This window comes from Mesorhizobium sp. Cs1299R1N1, assembly GCF_037179655.1.
GTDB classification, from domain to species: Bacteria; Pseudomonadota; Alphaproteobacteria; order Rhizobiales; family Rhizobiaceae; genus Mesorhizobium; species Mesorhizobium salmacidum.
Window position 1 is genome coordinate 176,731 of record NZ_JAPYKR010000012.1, and the last position, 15,103, is coordinate 191,833.

A 15,103-nucleotide genomic window follows, 5' to 3' on the forward strand; every position below is an offset into this window, starting at 1 on the left:
CGGAAGCAATGGCGGCAATTCGATGACATAAACGTCAGGCGAGTGCCTGGGAGGCAATGGATGCGGATCATCGTCAAGATCGTCAAATGGCTGCTTGGCCTGATCGTGCTGGCTATCGCCGCGCTGGTTGCCTGGCTCTATATCGCGCCCCCGGAACTCATCCGCGTCGGCTCGGGCTATTCGGCCAAGATCGTCTGCTCCAACGTCTTCATCGCCGGGCGCGACGCCAACGAGGTGCTGGCCGTCGATGTGCAGGCGCCCGGCCACCCGCTGCTGCGCTTGATGCGGGTCTCCGTCGACAAGAACCGGGGGACGGTGTCGGCCGGCCTGCTCGGTTTCCTCGGCAAGAGCGAGGCGGTTGCCCGCGACGGGCTGGGCTGCGTCTCGGTTCCCGACGGCGATGTCGGCAAGGCGCGGCGCACGACAGTTCATGCCGAGCCTGCGGCGACAAGCCAGGATGCGCTGTGGCCCGAGGGCGAACGGGTCGATGCCTCGCAGAACCCCGAAGTCTCGAAGATCGTCGCGGACGACGCGATGGCCGGCACCGGCATGCGCGCGATCGTCGTGGTCAAGAACGGGCGGGTCGTCGCGGAACGCTATGGCGACGGCTTTTCGGTCAAGACGCCATTGCTCGGCTGGTCGATGACCAAGACGGTGAACGCCGCCATCGTCGGCACACTGATCAGGGACGGCAAGCTGGCGGTCGACAACAAGGACCTGTTCACGCCCTGGAAGGTGGATGGCCGCGCCGCGATCAGCCTTGCAGACATGATGGCGATGTCGAGCGGCCTGGAGTTCAACGAAGACTATGGCGACGTCGCCGATGTGACGCGCATGCTCTACCTCGAACCCGACATGGCGGGTTTTGCCGGCTCCAAACCCCTCACCGGCGAGGTCGGCAAGGTGTTTTCTTATTCCAGCGGCACGGCGGTGATGCTGTCGCGCCTCTGGCAGGACGCGATTGGCGACAGGGCCAAGGCATTGACGTGGCCGCGCACGGCATTGTTCGAGCCGCTCGGCATGCACAGCGCGGTGTTAGAGACCGACGAGCAGGGCACTTTCGTCGGCTCGTCCTATCTCTACGCCACGGCGCATGACTGGGCCCGGTTCGGCCAGTTCCTGCTGCAGGGCGGGGTATGGAACGGCAACCAGGTCCTGCCTGCCGGCTTCGTCGACTGGATGCGCGAGCCGGCATCCGCGTCGAAAGTCTACGGCAAGGGCCAGTTGTGGATCGAAGCGCCGGGCGACGAGGAAAATCCCGGTGCCGGCGTCGCCGCCGGCCTGCCGAAAGACACCTACTGGATGGAAGGGCATGACGGGCAGACCGTCGCCATCATTCCATCCGAGCAATTGGTGGTGGTGCGGCTCGGGCTAACGCCGGCCAAGCTCAATTATCGGCCGCAAGCGTTGGTGGGGGCGCTGGTGAAGGCGCTGCATTGAGCGGCAGTCGAGTGCTGCAAGTTTTCTTCTATGCCGCAGTCGCCAAAGGCTTGGCGCGATCGACACGCGCGCGCTCGTCGGGCGAATTCATGACCGCCCAAAGATCGGCACGGCGCTGCACGTTCAGCCAGAAATCCGGGCTGTTGCCAAAGACCCGCGCCAGAATGAGCGCAGTGGCAGCCGTCACGTTGCGGCGGTCGTTACACAATTCGTTCACATGCTTGCGCTGGACCCCCATCGCTTCGGCCAAAGCAGCCTGTGTCAGGCCTAGCGGCTGCATGAATTCTTCCGTGAGGATTTCGCCCACCGTTACGGGCTTGCGTGTCGTCATCAACATGTGTCACCTCATCTGTAACTGTGGTCGTCGAGATAAGTATCCGACGCTTCACCACGTCCGCCGTCCCACCGGAAGATCAGCCGCCATTGGCCATTGACGCGGATCGAATGGAAGCCATCGAGATTGCCACGCAACTTTTCGAAATGATTGCTCGGCGGCACACGCAAATCCCGATCGGTCATCGCGTCATCGATCATCTGGAGTTTGCGGAACAACCGGCTTTCAAGATCGGACGGAATGTTGCGGGAGTGAATGTCTTCCACGAAGAAGGCCCGTAGCCATCCGTCCCGAAACCCGACGATCACTTTCTACCTCCAGCATGGAGATAGTGTACCGCCCCTTGGGTCATTCTGCAACTGCCATGGATGGTTTTACGGCCGCAATGTCTGCGATGTCACATGCCGAGCCCGATGACCGCCAGCCAGGCATAGCCACGATAAAGCGTGCGAAAACGGAAGGTTGCGCCGGTTCGCTCGGCTTCCGATTCCAGAACGTCGCGCAGGGATTCGCGCGGCGTGACGTGGAATTTTTTCAGCCAGCCGCGCAGCAAGGTGCGGAACCAGCCCGGCAGACCTTCCTGCTGGCCGAAATCGACTATGTGCAGCGAGCCCGTCGGGGCCAGCGCGGCAAGTGCTGCCGAGACCGTCTTCTCCCAGCCCGGGATCATCGATAGCGAATAGGATACGAAGATGCGGTCGAACCGTTCGACGCCATAAAGGGCCTCTGCATCGAAATCGGTGGCGTCGGCCCTTGCCAGCGTGACGCGATCCGAGAGGCCTTCGCGGTCGATTGCCTTGCCGGCCGTTTCCAGCATTTCGGCCGAAATATCGAGACCGAAGAAGCGGGCGTCGGGATAGGCGCGGGCGGCGAGGAGGATGTTGCGGCCGGTGCCGCAGCCAAGCTCCAGAACGGTGCCGCCCGGCGGCACGTCCAGCCCCGCGATCATCCGGTCGCGGCCGAGCAGGTAGTATTTGCGGGTCAGGTCGTAGATATGGCGCTGCCAGCGGTAGACGCCGTCCATCAGTTCGGCGTGGCTGGCCGGCAGCTCCGTCGTGCTCATGCCGCGCGCTTCACATAGAGGTGGAAGCCGCCATAGATGGCGGAGCGGTCGCGGGCCGAGAATTCGCGCGATGCTTCGTTCTGATAATCCCACTGATCGAGCAGCGAGGTCGAGACGCGCCCCGGCAGCAGACTGGGCTCGGCGGCGGTGCGGAAGATGACGCGGGCCCCGGCGGAGGCGGTGCGGGTGATCTCCAACCACAGCGCATTGAGCTGGTCGTCAGTCATCCAGTCCTGTGCGTCGAGCAGGATGAAGCGGTCGACGGCGCCGGCATCCTTGCCGGCGAGGAATTCGATCAGGTTGGCATGGTGGATGGCGACGCGGTCGATATTGCCGCGGATGGTCTCGTAGTTGCGCTTTTCCAGATAGGCGGGCAAGGCGGCCTCGCCGGGCTCGGGATAGCGGCGGGCGAAAGCCTGCCAAGCGAAGTAGTTGTTTTCCAAGGGGAAATCGCAGGCGAGCTTTTCCAGCCGGGCCTTCAGCACGCTGGCCATGGTGCCGTCGCCGGAGGTGATCAGCGAGTCATACTGCGCCGGAGGGATGCCGAGACCGAACAGCGAGGCTTTTCGCGACGTCGCCCATTTCAGAAGCTTCTTGTCGAAGACCGGCGCCAGCTCCTCGTTGAAGAAGCGGCGCTGTTCGCCGATGTTCCTGGCTTCCATCATGCGGGCCGGGTTGACGCCGAAGAATTTCGCCGTGCGGTGGCCCATGGCGATGAACAGGCCGAGCAGGCCGGTCTGGTAGAAATTGCGGTCGAAAACGCCAATGCGCCTGTTGCCGCGCCAGTTGCGGCGCTCCCAGTAATGACGGCTGACCGGATCGAGATGCGGGGCGATGAAGCGGTCGTAGGCTTCGGAATTGTGGCTCGTGTCCGCCGCGCCGAAGAAACGGAACAGGTCGCCTTGCGAAGGCAGATGGCGAACCGCCTCCAGCTTCATGCGGTTCAGCGCGATGTGGGCCGCGTTGAGATCGACGGCGTCGATCTGTGCCGGCGAGCGGGTGAGATAGGCGAGGATGTTGCAGCCGCCCGAGGCGATGGTGACCATGCGGTGGCCCTGGCCAAGCTGCATCGCGTCCATGTCGACGTCGGGGTCTTCCCAGATCTGCGGATAGACGAGGCCGGAAAACAGGAAGGCGAACAGCCGCTCGGAGATGCCGGCTTTCGAAAGCGGGCGGTTCTGGTAAACGGCCTTTCCAACTTCCTTGCCGCGGCGAAAAACCAGATCTGCGGAGACGTCCGTCATGGCAAAGTGATTCCCCATTTGCTTTGGCGCAAGCGGGTAACGCAGGGTCATGACAGGCCAGTGACAGCCTGTTGACGCCTTCTTTACAGCCTACCGAACCCGCCTGGCGTCGGCGTGGTCACGATGACGGCCTCACCGGCGTCGAGCACGGTCTGATCGCAAGCCTTCAGCACGTCGACCGTGCCGTCGTTGCGGCGCACCTTGGTCGAGCCGGCCTCGCCGTCGCCGCCGCCGTCCAGCCCTTGCGGCGGGCGGTTGCGGTGCGAGGACAGGATCGCGCATTCCATCTTCTCGAGGAAGCGAATGGTGCGTTTGGTGCCGTCGCCGGCGTTCCATTTGCCCTTGCCGCCGGATCCCTGGCGGATGTGAAAATCCTCCAGCACCACCGGGAAGCGCAGCTCCAGCACCTCCGGATCGGTGAGGCGCGAATTGGTCATGTGGGTGTGGACGCCGGAGGTACCGGCAAAGCCGCGGCCGGAGTTCATATGGCCGGCCGGCGAGCCGGAGCAGATCGTCTCGTAATACTGATACTTCTTGTTGCCGAAGGTCAGGTTGTTCATCGTTCCCTGCGCGTTGGCCATCGCGCCCATGGCGCCGAACAGCGCGTTGGTGACATGCTGGGAAGTCTCGACATTGCCGGCGACGACGGCGGCAGGGTAGGTGGGCTTGAGCATGCAGCCGTCGGGAATGACGATATTGATCGGCCTGAGGCAGCCGGCATTCATCGGGATCATGTCCTCGACCATGACGCGGAAGGCGTAGAGCACGGCGGCACGGGCGACCGGCTCGGGCGCATTGAAGTTGTTCTTCATGACAGGCGATGTGCCGGTGAAGTCGACGGTCGCCTCGCGCTTTTGCCGGTCGACGGTGATCTTCACCTTGATGACCTGGCCGGTGTCGGTCGGATATTCATACTCCGACGTGTCCGGCAGCCGCTCCAGCACACGGCGAACGCTCTCGGCCGCGTTGTCCTGCACATGGCCCATATAGGCTTCGACGACGTCGAGGCCGAAATGCCCCACCATTTTGCGAAGTTCCGCCACGCCTTTCTCGTTGGCGGCGATTTGCGCCTTCAGATCGGCAATGTTCTGGTGCGGGTTGCGGGCTGGATAACGATGGTCGGTGAGCAGCGTGTGCAGCTCCTTTTCGCGGAATTTTCCGCGGTCGACGATGCGGAAATTGTCGAACAGCACGCCTTCCTCGTCGACCGTGGTGGCGAGCGGCGTCATCGAGCCCGGCGCGGTGCCGCCAATGTCGGCATGGTGCCCGCGCGAGGCCGCCCAGAAGAGGATGCTTTTCCGGGCATCGTCGAAGACCGGCGTCACCACCGTGATGTCGGGCAGATGCGTGCCGCCATTATAGGGGGCGTTCAAGGCAAAGACGTCGCCGGGATGAATGTCGCCGGAGTTCAGCCGGATGATGGTTTCGACCGAACGGTCCATGGAGCCGAGATGCACCGGCATGTGCGGCGCATTGGCGACCAGCGCCCCGGTGTGGTCGAAGACGGCGCAGGAAAAATCGAGCCTTTCCTTGATGTTGACGGAGTAGGCGGTGTTCTGCAGCGTCACGCCCATTTGCTCCGCGATGGACATGAAGAGATTGTTGAAGACTTCGAGCATCACCGGATCGGCTTTAGTGCCAAGGGCAGCGGCGCGCGCTTTCTTTTCCGTACGGCGTATGACGACGTGATTGAGGTTGGTGATTTCGGCTTGCCAGCCCGGCTCGACGACGATGGTCTGGTTCGGCTCGATGATCAAGGCGGGGCCGGCGACCAGATTGGACGGTCCGAGGGTCTCGCGACGGTAGATGCCAGCTTCATGCCACCGGCCTTCCGTGTAGATGCGCCTGATCTCGGAAGTGGCTGACTTGACAGTTGCAGGTCCGGCAGGCGCATAGGCCTCGGCGCTGGTCTGGCCGGTTTCGGTGCCTTCGACACCGACGGTCTCGACAATCATTGGCTTGTCGTCATAGACGAAGCCGAATTGTGCCTTGTGGGCGATTTCGAAATCGCGCCTGGCCTGGAAGATCGAGTCTGCCTCGAAATTCACCGGCAGTGCCGTGTCGGTGCCGTCATAGCGAATGTGCAGTACGGGCCTGGTGGAAACCGAGCCCTCGGCGATGCCTTGCGCCGCCAACTCCGCGATCACTGCCTTTTTCAAGGTGGCGATGAGGCCGCCGATTTCTGTTCTGGATTCCTCGGCGAGAGGCTTCAGCAGCGCCTGCTGGCGCGAGGCAAAGACCGAGGCCAGGCCGATACCGTAGGCCGAAAGCAGGCCGGAGAAGGGATGGATCAGCACCGCCTCCATACCGAGCGCGTCGGCGACCAGGCAGGCGTGCTGTCCGCCGGCGCCGCCGAAACAGTTCAGGAGATATTCGGTGACGTCGTAGCCGCGCTGCACCGAAATCTTCTTGATCGCATTGGCCATGTTCTCGACCGCGATGGTGACGAAGCCTTCGGCGACCGCTTCCGGCGAGCGGCCGTCACCGATCCCGGCGGCAAGAGCCGTGAATTTCGCGCGCACGGTTTCCGCGTCGAGCGGCGCGTCCTGGCCAGGGCCGAAGATCGATGGGAAGAAATCGGGCCGCAGCTTGCCCAACATGACGTTGGCGTCGGTGACGGCCAGCGGGCCGCCGCGCCGGTAGGCGGCGGGGCCGGGATTGGCGCCAGCGGAGTCCGGTCCGACGCGGAAGCGGCCGGCCTCGTAGTGCAGGATCGAGCCGCCGCCGGCGGCGACGGTGTGGATGCGCATCATCGGCGCGCGGACACGCACGCCGGCGACCTCGGTGTCGAAGGCACGCTCGTACTCGCCGTCATAGTGGGCGACGTCCGTGGACGTGCCGCCCATGTCGAAGCCGATAACCTTGTCGAAACCGGCGAGCTTCGCCGTCTCGACCATGCCGACCACGCCGCCGGCCGGGCCCGACAGCAGCGCGTCCTTGCCCTGGAACATGTCGGCGGCGGTGAGGCCGCCAGAAGACATCATGAACATGAGGCGAGGGGATTCGTCGTTTTCTCCCGCCGCACCCAGTTCTCCCGCCACCCGTTGTACGTAGCGTGAGAGGATGGGTGACAGATAAGCATCCACCACCGCGGTGTCGCCGCGGCCGACCAGTTTGATCAGCGGCGAGACCTCGTGGCTGACCGAGACCTGGCCGAAACCAAGCTTGCGGCAGACCTTGGCCACCGCCTTCTCGTGATCGGGATATTTCCAGGCATGCATGAAGACGATGGCAACGGCATCGATGCCATCGGCTTTCGCTTGTTCAATGGCCGGCCGGCAAGCCGATATGTCGAGCAGCCGTTCGACGCAGCCGTCGGCGAGCACGCGCTCGTCGATCTCGATGACGCGCTCGTAGAGTTGCTCGGGAAGGATGATCTCCTTGGCGAAAATGTCGGGTCGCGCCTGGTAGGCGATCCTGAGCGCATCGCGAAACCCCTTGGTGATGAGCAACAAGACGCGGTCGCCCTTGCGCTCCAGAAGGGCGTTGGTGGCCACCGTGGTTCCCATCTTGATGTCGCCGATCAGGCCGGACGGGATCGCGGCGACCGTGTCAAGGCCGAGCAGGTCGCGAATGCCCTGAATGGCGGCATCGGCATAGGCTTCGGGATTCTCAGACAGCAGCTTGCGCGGATGCAGCCCGCCTTGCGGGTCACGGCCGATAATATCGGTGAAGGTGCCGCCGCGATCGATCCAGAAATCCCATTTCGCGGTCATGCGGCTGTCTCCGGTATTTCGATTCCGGTGTCGTTGTTAAAGCGCCGAAGCGCCGGCAGCAATAACGCTTGCATGCCATTGATGTTACAGGTGGAAACGCAACGTTACGAAACCCATGGCCATCTCGGGCATTTGTGTCTCGACCGTTCACCGCAACGTGAACGTGTGTCGAAGGAGAGATGTTATGAAAAAGCTCGTTCTTGCTTCCCTGTCCGCCCTTGCCCTGCTGGGCGTCGCGGCCTGCAGCGACAGCGGCACAGGCACCGACAACACCACAACGCAGAGCACCAATCCGCCGCCTGCCGAGCAGCCGATGAAGCCCGCGGCTCCGGCTGACAATTCGACCAAGCCTGCCGAGCCGGCTCCGGCAACGCCTGCTCCTGCGCCCGCGCAGTAGTTTGTAAGCAGTAAGTGCCTTGGGAGGAAGGCCGGCTCTACGCCGGCCTTTCTCGTATAGGCACCAGCAATGCGCCTCTCGTTCACAGACCCGACAGATGGCTGTTATTGACTTGATAGCGGGGATCGGTTGGCTCTATGAAGCGGGCCATGTCGATTTGGGACCGCCTCGGCGACTTCATCACGCGGGTTTCGTCTTCAACCACCTCTGGCGTCGCCGATGTGGTCGAGGCTGTACGCACGGTTTTTTCCGGCGACGCCGACTTGCGCCGCCGCGTCGCCTTCTCGGTGGCGATGATCGCGCTTTCGGCCAAGATGGCCAAGGCGGACGGCATCGTCACCCAGGATGAGGTACGCGCCTTCCAGGAAATCTTCGAAGTGCCGCCGAAGGAGACGCGCAACGTTGCGCGGCTGTTCGATCTCGCCCAGCGGGACGTGGCCGGTTTCGAAACCTATGCCGAGCGTATGGCGCAGCTCTGCGGCTCCGGGCACTCCAATTGCGTGATGCTGGAAGACATACTTGACGGCCTGTTCCACATCGCCAAGGCCGATGGGCTGGTGCATGAGCGCGAAGGCATCTTCCTGCACCGTATCGCCGAGATCTTCCGCATCGATGAGACGCATTACGAATCGATCTTGGCGCGCCACGTCAATCTTGGCGCCGGCGACCCCTATGTCGTGCTCGGCATCGAGCGCGGCAAGCCGTTCGAGGAGGTCAGGAAACGCTATCGCAAGCTGGTGTCGGACAACCATCCAGACCGGTTGATCGCGCGCGGGCTGCCGCAGGAATTCATCAAGATCGCGACGACCAGGGTCGCGGCGATCAACGCCGCCTATGAGATGATCGAGCGGGGCCTGCGGCACGCATGACCGGCTTCCTGCCCGACGAGCCGAGCGCCGAGGTCAGGGTATCGCCGAATTTCGGGCCAAGGCGCGACGCGCAGAAGCCCGACATGATCGTGCTGCACTATACCGGTATGGCGAGTGGTACCGGGGCCGAAGCCTGGCTGTGCGACCCGGCGAGTGAAGTCTCGTCGCATTATCTCGTCCATGAGAATGGCCACATCGTGCAGATGGTCCGGGAAAGCGACCGCGCCTGGCACGCCGGCCAGAGTTCCTGGTTCGGACGCACCGACATCAATTCCTGCTCGGTCGGCATTGAAATCGTCAATCCGGGCCATTCACTGGGCTATCCCGGCTTTCCGAAACGTCAGATCACGGCGGTCATCGAGCTGTGCAAGGGGATTGCCGCGCGGCACGCGATCGCCGCCGAGCGGGTGCTGGCGCACTCCGATGTGGCGCCAGGCCGCAAGATTGATCCCGGCGAGAAGTTTCCATGGGCCGCGATGTTCAAGGCCGGGGTCGGCCATCTCGTGCCAGCCGCTCCCGTCAGGCGCGGAGCCGCGCTGAAGCCCGGCGACCGCAGTGCCGATGTCGAGACACTGCAGTCGATGTTGTCGCTCTATGGCTATGGTGTCGAGATATCGGGCGTTTTCGACGATCGGACACGGGTCGTGGTCGAGGCCTTCCAACGGCATTTCCGGCCGCGCCGGATCGACGGAGTTGCCGACGGCTCGACGATGCGCACACTGCAGAAGCTGCTTGCTTCCGTCAGGAATTGACCCTGGGTCAATTCCTGATACAAGTAATCCTCCCTGGCTCTAAAGTTACAATCTGTCACTTAAAGTGACTTGCCCCGCCTTTATTGGCGCCAAATCGGGCTTCAAAGGGCTTTTCGTACAGTTTGTCGGACGTTCAGCCCCCCGGGTGTTCCGATATTGATCAAGCGATGCCACGCGAAGATCTTCGCGCGGTCCCAACAGAACAGGATCACATGCAGAAATTGACGGTTTTAACGGCAGCTCTTGCTGCCGGCGTAATGAGTTTTGCCTTCAGTGCGGCCGACGCCGCGCCGTTCAGCCCGCGGGCCGACCAGGGCTTCGTCGCGGCACCCGCCAAAGGCAAGGCCATTTCGGCCAAAAGCAGCAAGAGTGCTAGGGCGACGACGAAGCAGGCTGCCGCGAAAGTGGAAAAGGCAAGCTGGACCAAGGCAAGGAAATCCTCTGCAAAGAGGCAGACAAAGCGCGGTCGCAAAACCGTGGACATGACGAGGACGGCATCGATCGGTCTCAGCAACGTCGCTGCGGCGACCGCGGCAGTGACGAGCGGCGGCCAGTATTCCGCAATTGTCGCCCGCTACGCGGCTAGCTACGGCGTTCCGGCGTCGCTGGCCAACGCCGTGATCCAGATCGAAAGCAACTACCGGCCGAACATGGTCGGCGGCGCCGGCGAGATCGGCCTGATGCAGATCAAGCCGGCAACCGCGCGCATGATGGGTTACAGCGGGTCGGCCAAAGGCCTGTTCGATCCCGACACCAACATCAAATACGGCATGAAGTACCTCGCCATGGCGCGCGACCTCGGCGGTGGCACGACCTGCGGCACGATCCTGAAATACAATGCCGGCCATGGCGCCACCCGGATGAACCCGGTTTCGGCGGCTTACTGCAGCAAGGTCAAGGTTCAGTTGGCGGCTGTCGGCGCGCCGGCTTGACAAGAACCGGTCACGACCGGCTTTTTCGGTTGCGTTTTGTGGTGTGAACCCCTTTATACGCCCTGCCAGCTGGCCGGGCGGCCGCACCCGCAAACGCCGAAAGGCCGCGGGTGAGGAAAGTCCGGGCTCCATGGAGACACGGTGCCGGTTAATGGCCGGCGGGGGCGACCCCAGGGAAAGTGCCACAGAAAGCAAACCGCCACGACTTTGTCGGGGTAAGGGTGAAAGGGTGGGGTAAGAGCCCACCGCGCGACTGGCAACAGGAGCGGCACGGTAAACCCCACCGGGAGCAAGACCGAATAGGGGCGGTGCGAGGGGAAACCCTCGAGGGCTGTTTCCGGCTCACCGTCCGGGTAGGTTGCGTGAGGCGCATGGCAACATGCGCCCAAGATGAATGGCCGCCACGTTCTCGCCTCGCAAGGGGCGAGGGCCATACAAAACCCGGCTTACAGGCCAGCTGGCAGTTTCTCTCCGCGATATCTAGGATAAGTCTTTCATATCAGAAGGTTGCACCCATGGGTGCAGCTTCTTATCCAAGGGCGTGGCGCTGCTTTGCATCGCCACAAGACAGAGATTTCCGCCGACTTTCTTGAAACTGGTGCGATTAAATCGTACCATCACGGCTTATTACCGGGAGCCTATCATGGGTCAGGTCGACAAACGCAGCATCACGCTTTCGCCGGAACTGGCGCAGGCGGTCGACGACGTGGTCGCGGCTGGAGAATACGCCTCGGCGAGCGAGGTGATCCGCGATGCATTGAGGCAATGGAAGGACCGTCGCGACCTGATGGGCTACACGGTCGAGGAACTGCGCAAGCTGGTGCAGGAGGGGATCGACAGCGGGCCTGGGCGGTTTGCCTCGATGGAGGAAATCAAGGCGGAGGCCCGCAGGCGTCTGCGATCTGACGATGCGGCATGAAGTTGCTGCCTATCAACCGCAACGCTCGTGCAGAAGAGGATTTGGTTGCGATCTGGCTTCATATTGCGCGCAACAACCAGGCAGCAGCCGAACGGTTGCTTGATCGTTTCGCGGCAAGATGGCAGCAATTGTCGACTTATCCCTTTTCAGGTGCGCCCGCGACGACATAGCGCCGGGTATCCGCCATCTGATTGTCGGCGAATATCTCACCTTGTACCGGGTCGGCGGTGATGCGATCGAAATTCTTCGCATGCTGCATGGTCGTCGCAACATCGAAGCCGATGACCTCGGCTCGTAGAGCAATTCCAGGAAAGTGGTAGCAGTTTTCCCGGGAAAAGCGCGTAGCGCTTTCCCTTGCGGAATGCGTAAAAACAAAGAGTTAGAGCGGTTCGGCGATTCCATCAACGCTGAACCGCTTGTCGATTTGTCAGCCGCTGATCCTGGCCAGCGAGGCCTCGATCGCCTTCCAGAGTTCTTCCACGGGCTCACAGCCTACCGACAAGCGAACGAAGCCGGCCGGAACCGCGTCGCCTCGCTTCAAACGCCGCTCGGCCGAGGTGTGGACGCCACCGAAAGAGGTCGCGGCCTGCATCAGACTGCAATTGTTGATGAAATCCTCGGCTTTCTGCTCTGAAGCGAGTTCGAAGGAGATGAGGAAGCCGAAGCGCTCCATCTGGGCGCGGGCAAGGTTGTGCGAGGGATCGCCTTCCAGTCCGGGATAGCGCAGGCCGCTTATCGCCGGATGCCCCTGCAGGCGCCGCGCGATCACTTCCGCCGATGAGCACATGCGGTCAAAGCGCACATCGAGTGTTTCCAGGCCCCGATGCACCAGCCAGGCTTCGAACGGCCCGGGGATGCTGCCCGAGACCTCGCGCCAGCCGGTCACCGCGGCGATGATATCCGCATTGCGGCTGGCGACATGGCCGAACAGCACGTCGGAATGGCCATTGGGCGCCTTGGTGTCGGCGGCGACAACGATATCGGCGCCGTGATCGAGAGGGCGCTGGCCGAAGGGCGTCATCGTCGTGTTGTCGACCACCAGCAGCGCGCCGGCCTTGTGAACCGCTTCGGCGACAGCGGCGATATCGCAGATGTCCAGCCCCGGATTGGCTGGCGTTTCGACGAAGGCCAGGCGATAGCCATCGAAACCGCCGTCGAGGAAGGTCGATGTAGGCCTGACATCGTGGGTGACGCCGAGCGGCTTCAGGAAACGATCGGCCAGCGCCCTGGTGGTGTGATAGCCGTCCGAAGGCAGCAGGATATGGTCGCCGGCCTTGAGCACGGCAAAGAATGCCGCCGAGATCGCCGCCATCCCCGACGGAAAACCGACGCAAGGCGCGTCTTCCAAATGGGACAACATGTGTTCGACGGCATCCCAGGTCGGGTTGCTGAAGCGGCCGTACTGGTTGAAGCCGGTGGCATCGCCCGGAGCATGGAAGATGGCGGCCATGGTCAGGGGCAGGGGAATGGAATCGCCCATGGCAAACCCGCCGCTACGCAAATGGGGAAGGGCCGCAGCGCGCGACTTCGCAGTTTCAGACATCGATTTCAAATCCCTTGGCGATCGGTGAGATGGACGAGACGCTATGCCCGGCGGCGGCTCGCGGCAAGGCGCCTCAAGTTGGGCCAGGCAGGCTCTAAACGGTTCGTTAGGCTTAATAGACCATAAAGACGAGACGTGCTGTCAAAGCCTTTCTCGTCGGCATGATGCGCGTGTTTGAGCAGCCTATTCCCGTTGACGCCCATAGTGCCCCATGATATCCCATCCAGACATCAAAGCCTTCGTTCCGCGTCAGGGTAGAGCGTACGCCAATCGGGCAGCCGCGGCGGCTGCGCGTTTGCCGGTTTTCGCCCGGGTGGACGAGGTGGGTGCGGGGCAGGCAATGCGCGGCGGTGGCGCGTGCGACACGATGAAGAGGGGTGCGGCGGCGCAAGCGGCCGCAACGTGTGATGGACCGGTTTCTGTCGAACACGGTGAGCAGGATCGATGCGAAGGGGCGGGTGTCCGTTCCCGCGCATTTTCGTGCCGTGGTGCAGAAGCGCGGCTATTCGGAACTCTATGCGCTGCGCTGCCTGGACCTGCCGGCGATGGATGTCGGCGGGCTCGATCTGCTCGACCGGTACGAGCAGCGCATCGCGCGGGAAGACCCGTTCCTGCAGGCTGCGGACGACATGTCGTTCTTCTGCCATGGCGACGGCGCATTCCTGAAACTCGACCAGGACGGCCGCATCACCATGACCGATTTCATTCGCGAGCATGCCGGCATCTCGGCGGAGGTGGCCTTTGTCGGGCGCGGCAATTTCTTTCAGATATGGGAGCCGGGACGGCTTGCGACCTATGGGGCGCAGGCGCGGGCCAGGCTTTTGCAGCTTCGGCAGGGGACGAAGGCTCACGAGGCCAAGGCTGGGGAGCGACCGGAATGACGGTGGGCCACGGCGATGATATCAACGCCGTTGGCGGATCGGTCCGCCACATTCCGGTCCTCCTTGGCGAAGTGCTGGAAGCGCTGGCGCCGGCAGAGGGCGACATCATCATCGACGGTACGTTCGGCGCCGGCGGCTACACCAAGGCCATCCTTGCGGCCGGCGCGTCCGTCGTTGCCATCGACCGCGATCCGGATGCCATCGCGGCCGGCCGCGACCTCGAGGCGCGGTCCGGGGGCCGGCTGCGGCTCGTGCAGGCGCCGTTCTCGACGCTCGACGAGCACGTCGAAAGCGCCGATGGCGTCGTGCTCGACATCGGCGTCTCCTCGATGCAGCTCGATCAGGCCGAGCGCGGCTTTTCCTTCCGCAACGACGGACCGCTCGACATGCGCATGGCGCAGGCGGGACTGAGCGCCGCCGATGTCGTCAACAGTTTCAAGCCGGGCGACCTTGCCCGCATCTTCGGCTTCCTCGGCGAGGAGCGTCACGCCGGCCGTATCGCCCGCATGATCGAGGCGCGCCGGGAAAAACGCCCGTTCGAGCGCACGCTGGAACTCGCCGACGCGATCGAGACGCATATCGGCCGCGCGCCGAAGGACAAGATCCATCCGGCGACGCGCGTCTTCCAAGCGCTGCGCATCTTCGTCAATGACGAGCTCGGTGAATTGGCCAAGGCACTGTTCGCGGCCGAACGCGCGCTGAAGCCTGGCGGCCGCCTTGTCGTGGTGACCTTCCATTCGCTGGAAGACCGCATCGTCAAGCGTTTCATCGCCGATCGGGCCGACGCCATGACCGGCTCGCGCCACATGCCGGAGGCGCAGGCGCGCACCGCGACTTTCCGCAAGGCCGGTGGCGGCGTGACGGCAGGCGACGCCGAGGTTGCGGCCAACCCGCGCGCCCGCTCAGCCAGACTGCGTGCCGCGATCCGCACCGAGGCTCCGGCGCGCAGCGGCGATTTCTCGATCTTCGGCCTTCCAAAACTTCCTGGCATCGGCCAGCCGGGGGAGAGGTAA

At 63.2% G+C, this 15,103-nt stretch carries 15 protein-coding genes and 1 other RNA gene; 10 read left to right on the top strand and 6 right to left on the bottom strand.

Annotated elements, in window-relative coordinates:
* The first annotated feature begins 60 nt into the window (after positions 1–60).
* Positions 61–1,440: a serine hydrolase domain-containing protein gene (locus tag O7A70_RS25120; protein WP_337142793.1), complete on the top strand. Its 1,380-nt coding sequence runs from the start codon at positions 61–63 to the stop codon at positions 1,438–1,440.
* 28 nt (positions 1,441–1,468) lie between these two features.
* On the opposite strand, the gene O7A70_RS25125 is transcribed toward O7A70_RS25120, so the two are convergent.
* The 5 genes from O7A70_RS25125 to O7A70_RS25145 form a co-directional block, all read right to left on the bottom strand.
* A complete protein-coding gene (locus O7A70_RS25125; protein WP_337142794.1) occupies positions 1,469–1,777 on the bottom strand; it encodes a HigA family addiction module antitoxin in 309 nt (102 codons plus the stop codon).
* Positions 1,778–1,785: 8 nt separating this feature from the next.
* Positions 1,786–2,082, bottom strand: coding sequence for a type II toxin-antitoxin system RelE/ParE family toxin (locus O7A70_RS25130; protein ID WP_337104985.1), 297 nt, complete (start codon positions 2,080–2,082; stop codon positions 1,786–1,788).
* An 89-nt stretch (positions 2,083–2,171) separates the two neighbouring features.
* Positions 2,172–2,837, bottom strand: coding sequence for a class I SAM-dependent methyltransferase (locus O7A70_RS25135; protein ID WP_337142795.1), 666 nt, complete (start codon positions 2,835–2,837; stop codon positions 2,172–2,174).
* Positions 2,834–4,132 (bottom strand): DUF3419 family protein, encoded by a 1,299-nt coding sequence (locus O7A70_RS25140; protein WP_337142796.1) that lies wholly within the window; start codon positions 4,130–4,132, stop codon positions 2,834–2,836. Before O7A70_RS25140 ends, O7A70_RS25135 begins: the two co-directional genes overlap by 4 nt.
* A 32-nt stretch (positions 4,133–4,164) precedes the next feature.
* Positions 4,165–7,797 (bottom strand): hydantoinase B/oxoprolinase family protein, encoded by a 3,633-nt coding sequence (locus O7A70_RS25145; protein WP_337142797.1) that lies wholly within the window; start codon positions 7,795–7,797, stop codon positions 4,165–4,167.
* A gap of 184 nt (positions 7,798–7,981) precedes the next feature.
* Here O7A70_RS25145 and O7A70_RS25150 point away from each other — a divergent pair, with 184 nt between their 5' ends.
* The 7 genes from O7A70_RS25150 (at position 7,982) to O7A70_RS25185 (ending at position 11,836) form a co-directional block, all read left to right on the top strand.
* Positions 7,982–8,194 carry a hypothetical protein gene (locus O7A70_RS25150; protein ID WP_140502402.1) on the top strand — a complete coding sequence of 71 codons (213 nt, stop codon included), beginning with the start codon at positions 7,982–7,984 and terminating at the stop codon, positions 8,192–8,194.
* A gap of 149 nt (positions 8,195–8,343) precedes the next feature.
* Positions 8,344–9,063 carry a J domain-containing protein gene (locus O7A70_RS25155; RefSeq protein WP_140502403.1) on the top strand — a complete coding sequence of 240 codons (720 nt, stop codon included), beginning with the start codon at positions 8,344–8,346 and terminating at the stop codon, positions 9,061–9,063.
* Positions 9,060–9,815: an N-acetylmuramoyl-L-alanine amidase gene (locus O7A70_RS25160; protein WP_337142798.1), complete on the top strand. Its 756-nt coding sequence runs from the start codon at positions 9,060–9,062 to the stop codon at positions 9,813–9,815. The genes O7A70_RS25155 and O7A70_RS25160 overlap by 4 nt, the downstream gene beginning before the upstream one ends.
* 212 nt (positions 9,816–10,027) lie before the next feature.
* Positions 10,028–10,747, top strand: a complete 720-nt coding sequence (locus O7A70_RS25170; protein WP_442921211.1) for a lytic transglycosylase domain-containing protein — start codon at positions 10,028–10,030, stop codon at positions 10,745–10,747.
* A 65-nt stretch (positions 10,748–10,812) separates the two neighbouring features.
* An RNA gene (rnpB, locus tag O7A70_RS25175) (RNase P RNA component class A) lies at positions 10,813–11,212 on the top strand.
* Positions 11,213–11,390: 178 nt separating this feature from the next.
* Positions 11,391–11,666, top strand: a complete 276-nt coding sequence (locus tag O7A70_RS25180; protein WP_337142799.1) for a type II toxin-antitoxin system ParD family antitoxin — start codon at positions 11,391–11,393, stop codon at positions 11,664–11,666.
* The gene (locus O7A70_RS25185; RefSeq protein WP_337142800.1) at positions 11,663–11,836 is read left to right on the top strand and encodes a type II toxin-antitoxin system RelE/ParE family toxin; all 174 of its coding nucleotides are present in this window, start codon (positions 11,663–11,665) and stop codon (positions 11,834–11,836) included. Before O7A70_RS25180 ends, O7A70_RS25185 begins: the two co-directional genes overlap by 4 nt.
* Before the next feature lie 257 nt (positions 11,837–12,093).
* Here the strand turns inward: O7A70_RS25185 and O7A70_RS25190 are convergent, their stop codons facing one another.
* Positions 12,094–13,209, bottom strand: a complete 1,116-nt coding sequence (locus O7A70_RS25190) for a cystathionine gamma-lyase (RefSeq protein ID WP_337142801.1) — start codon at positions 13,207–13,209, stop codon at positions 12,094–12,096.
* 407 nt (positions 13,210–13,616) lie between these two features.
* Between O7A70_RS25190 and mraZ the strand changes: the two genes are divergently transcribed.
* Together mraZ and rsmH are read left to right on the top strand one after the other, a co-directional pair.
* Positions 13,617–14,090 carry a division/cell wall cluster transcriptional repressor MraZ gene (gene mraZ, locus O7A70_RS25195; protein WP_337142802.1) on the top strand — a complete coding sequence of 158 codons (474 nt, stop codon included), beginning with the start codon at positions 13,617–13,619 and terminating at the stop codon, positions 14,088–14,090.
* Positions 14,087–15,103 carry a 16S rRNA (cytosine(1402)-N(4))-methyltransferase RsmH gene (gene rsmH / locus O7A70_RS25200; protein WP_337142803.1) on the top strand — a complete coding sequence of 339 codons (1,017 nt, stop codon included), beginning with the start codon at positions 14,087–14,089 and terminating at the stop codon, positions 15,101–15,103. Before mraZ ends, rsmH begins: the two co-directional genes overlap by 4 nt.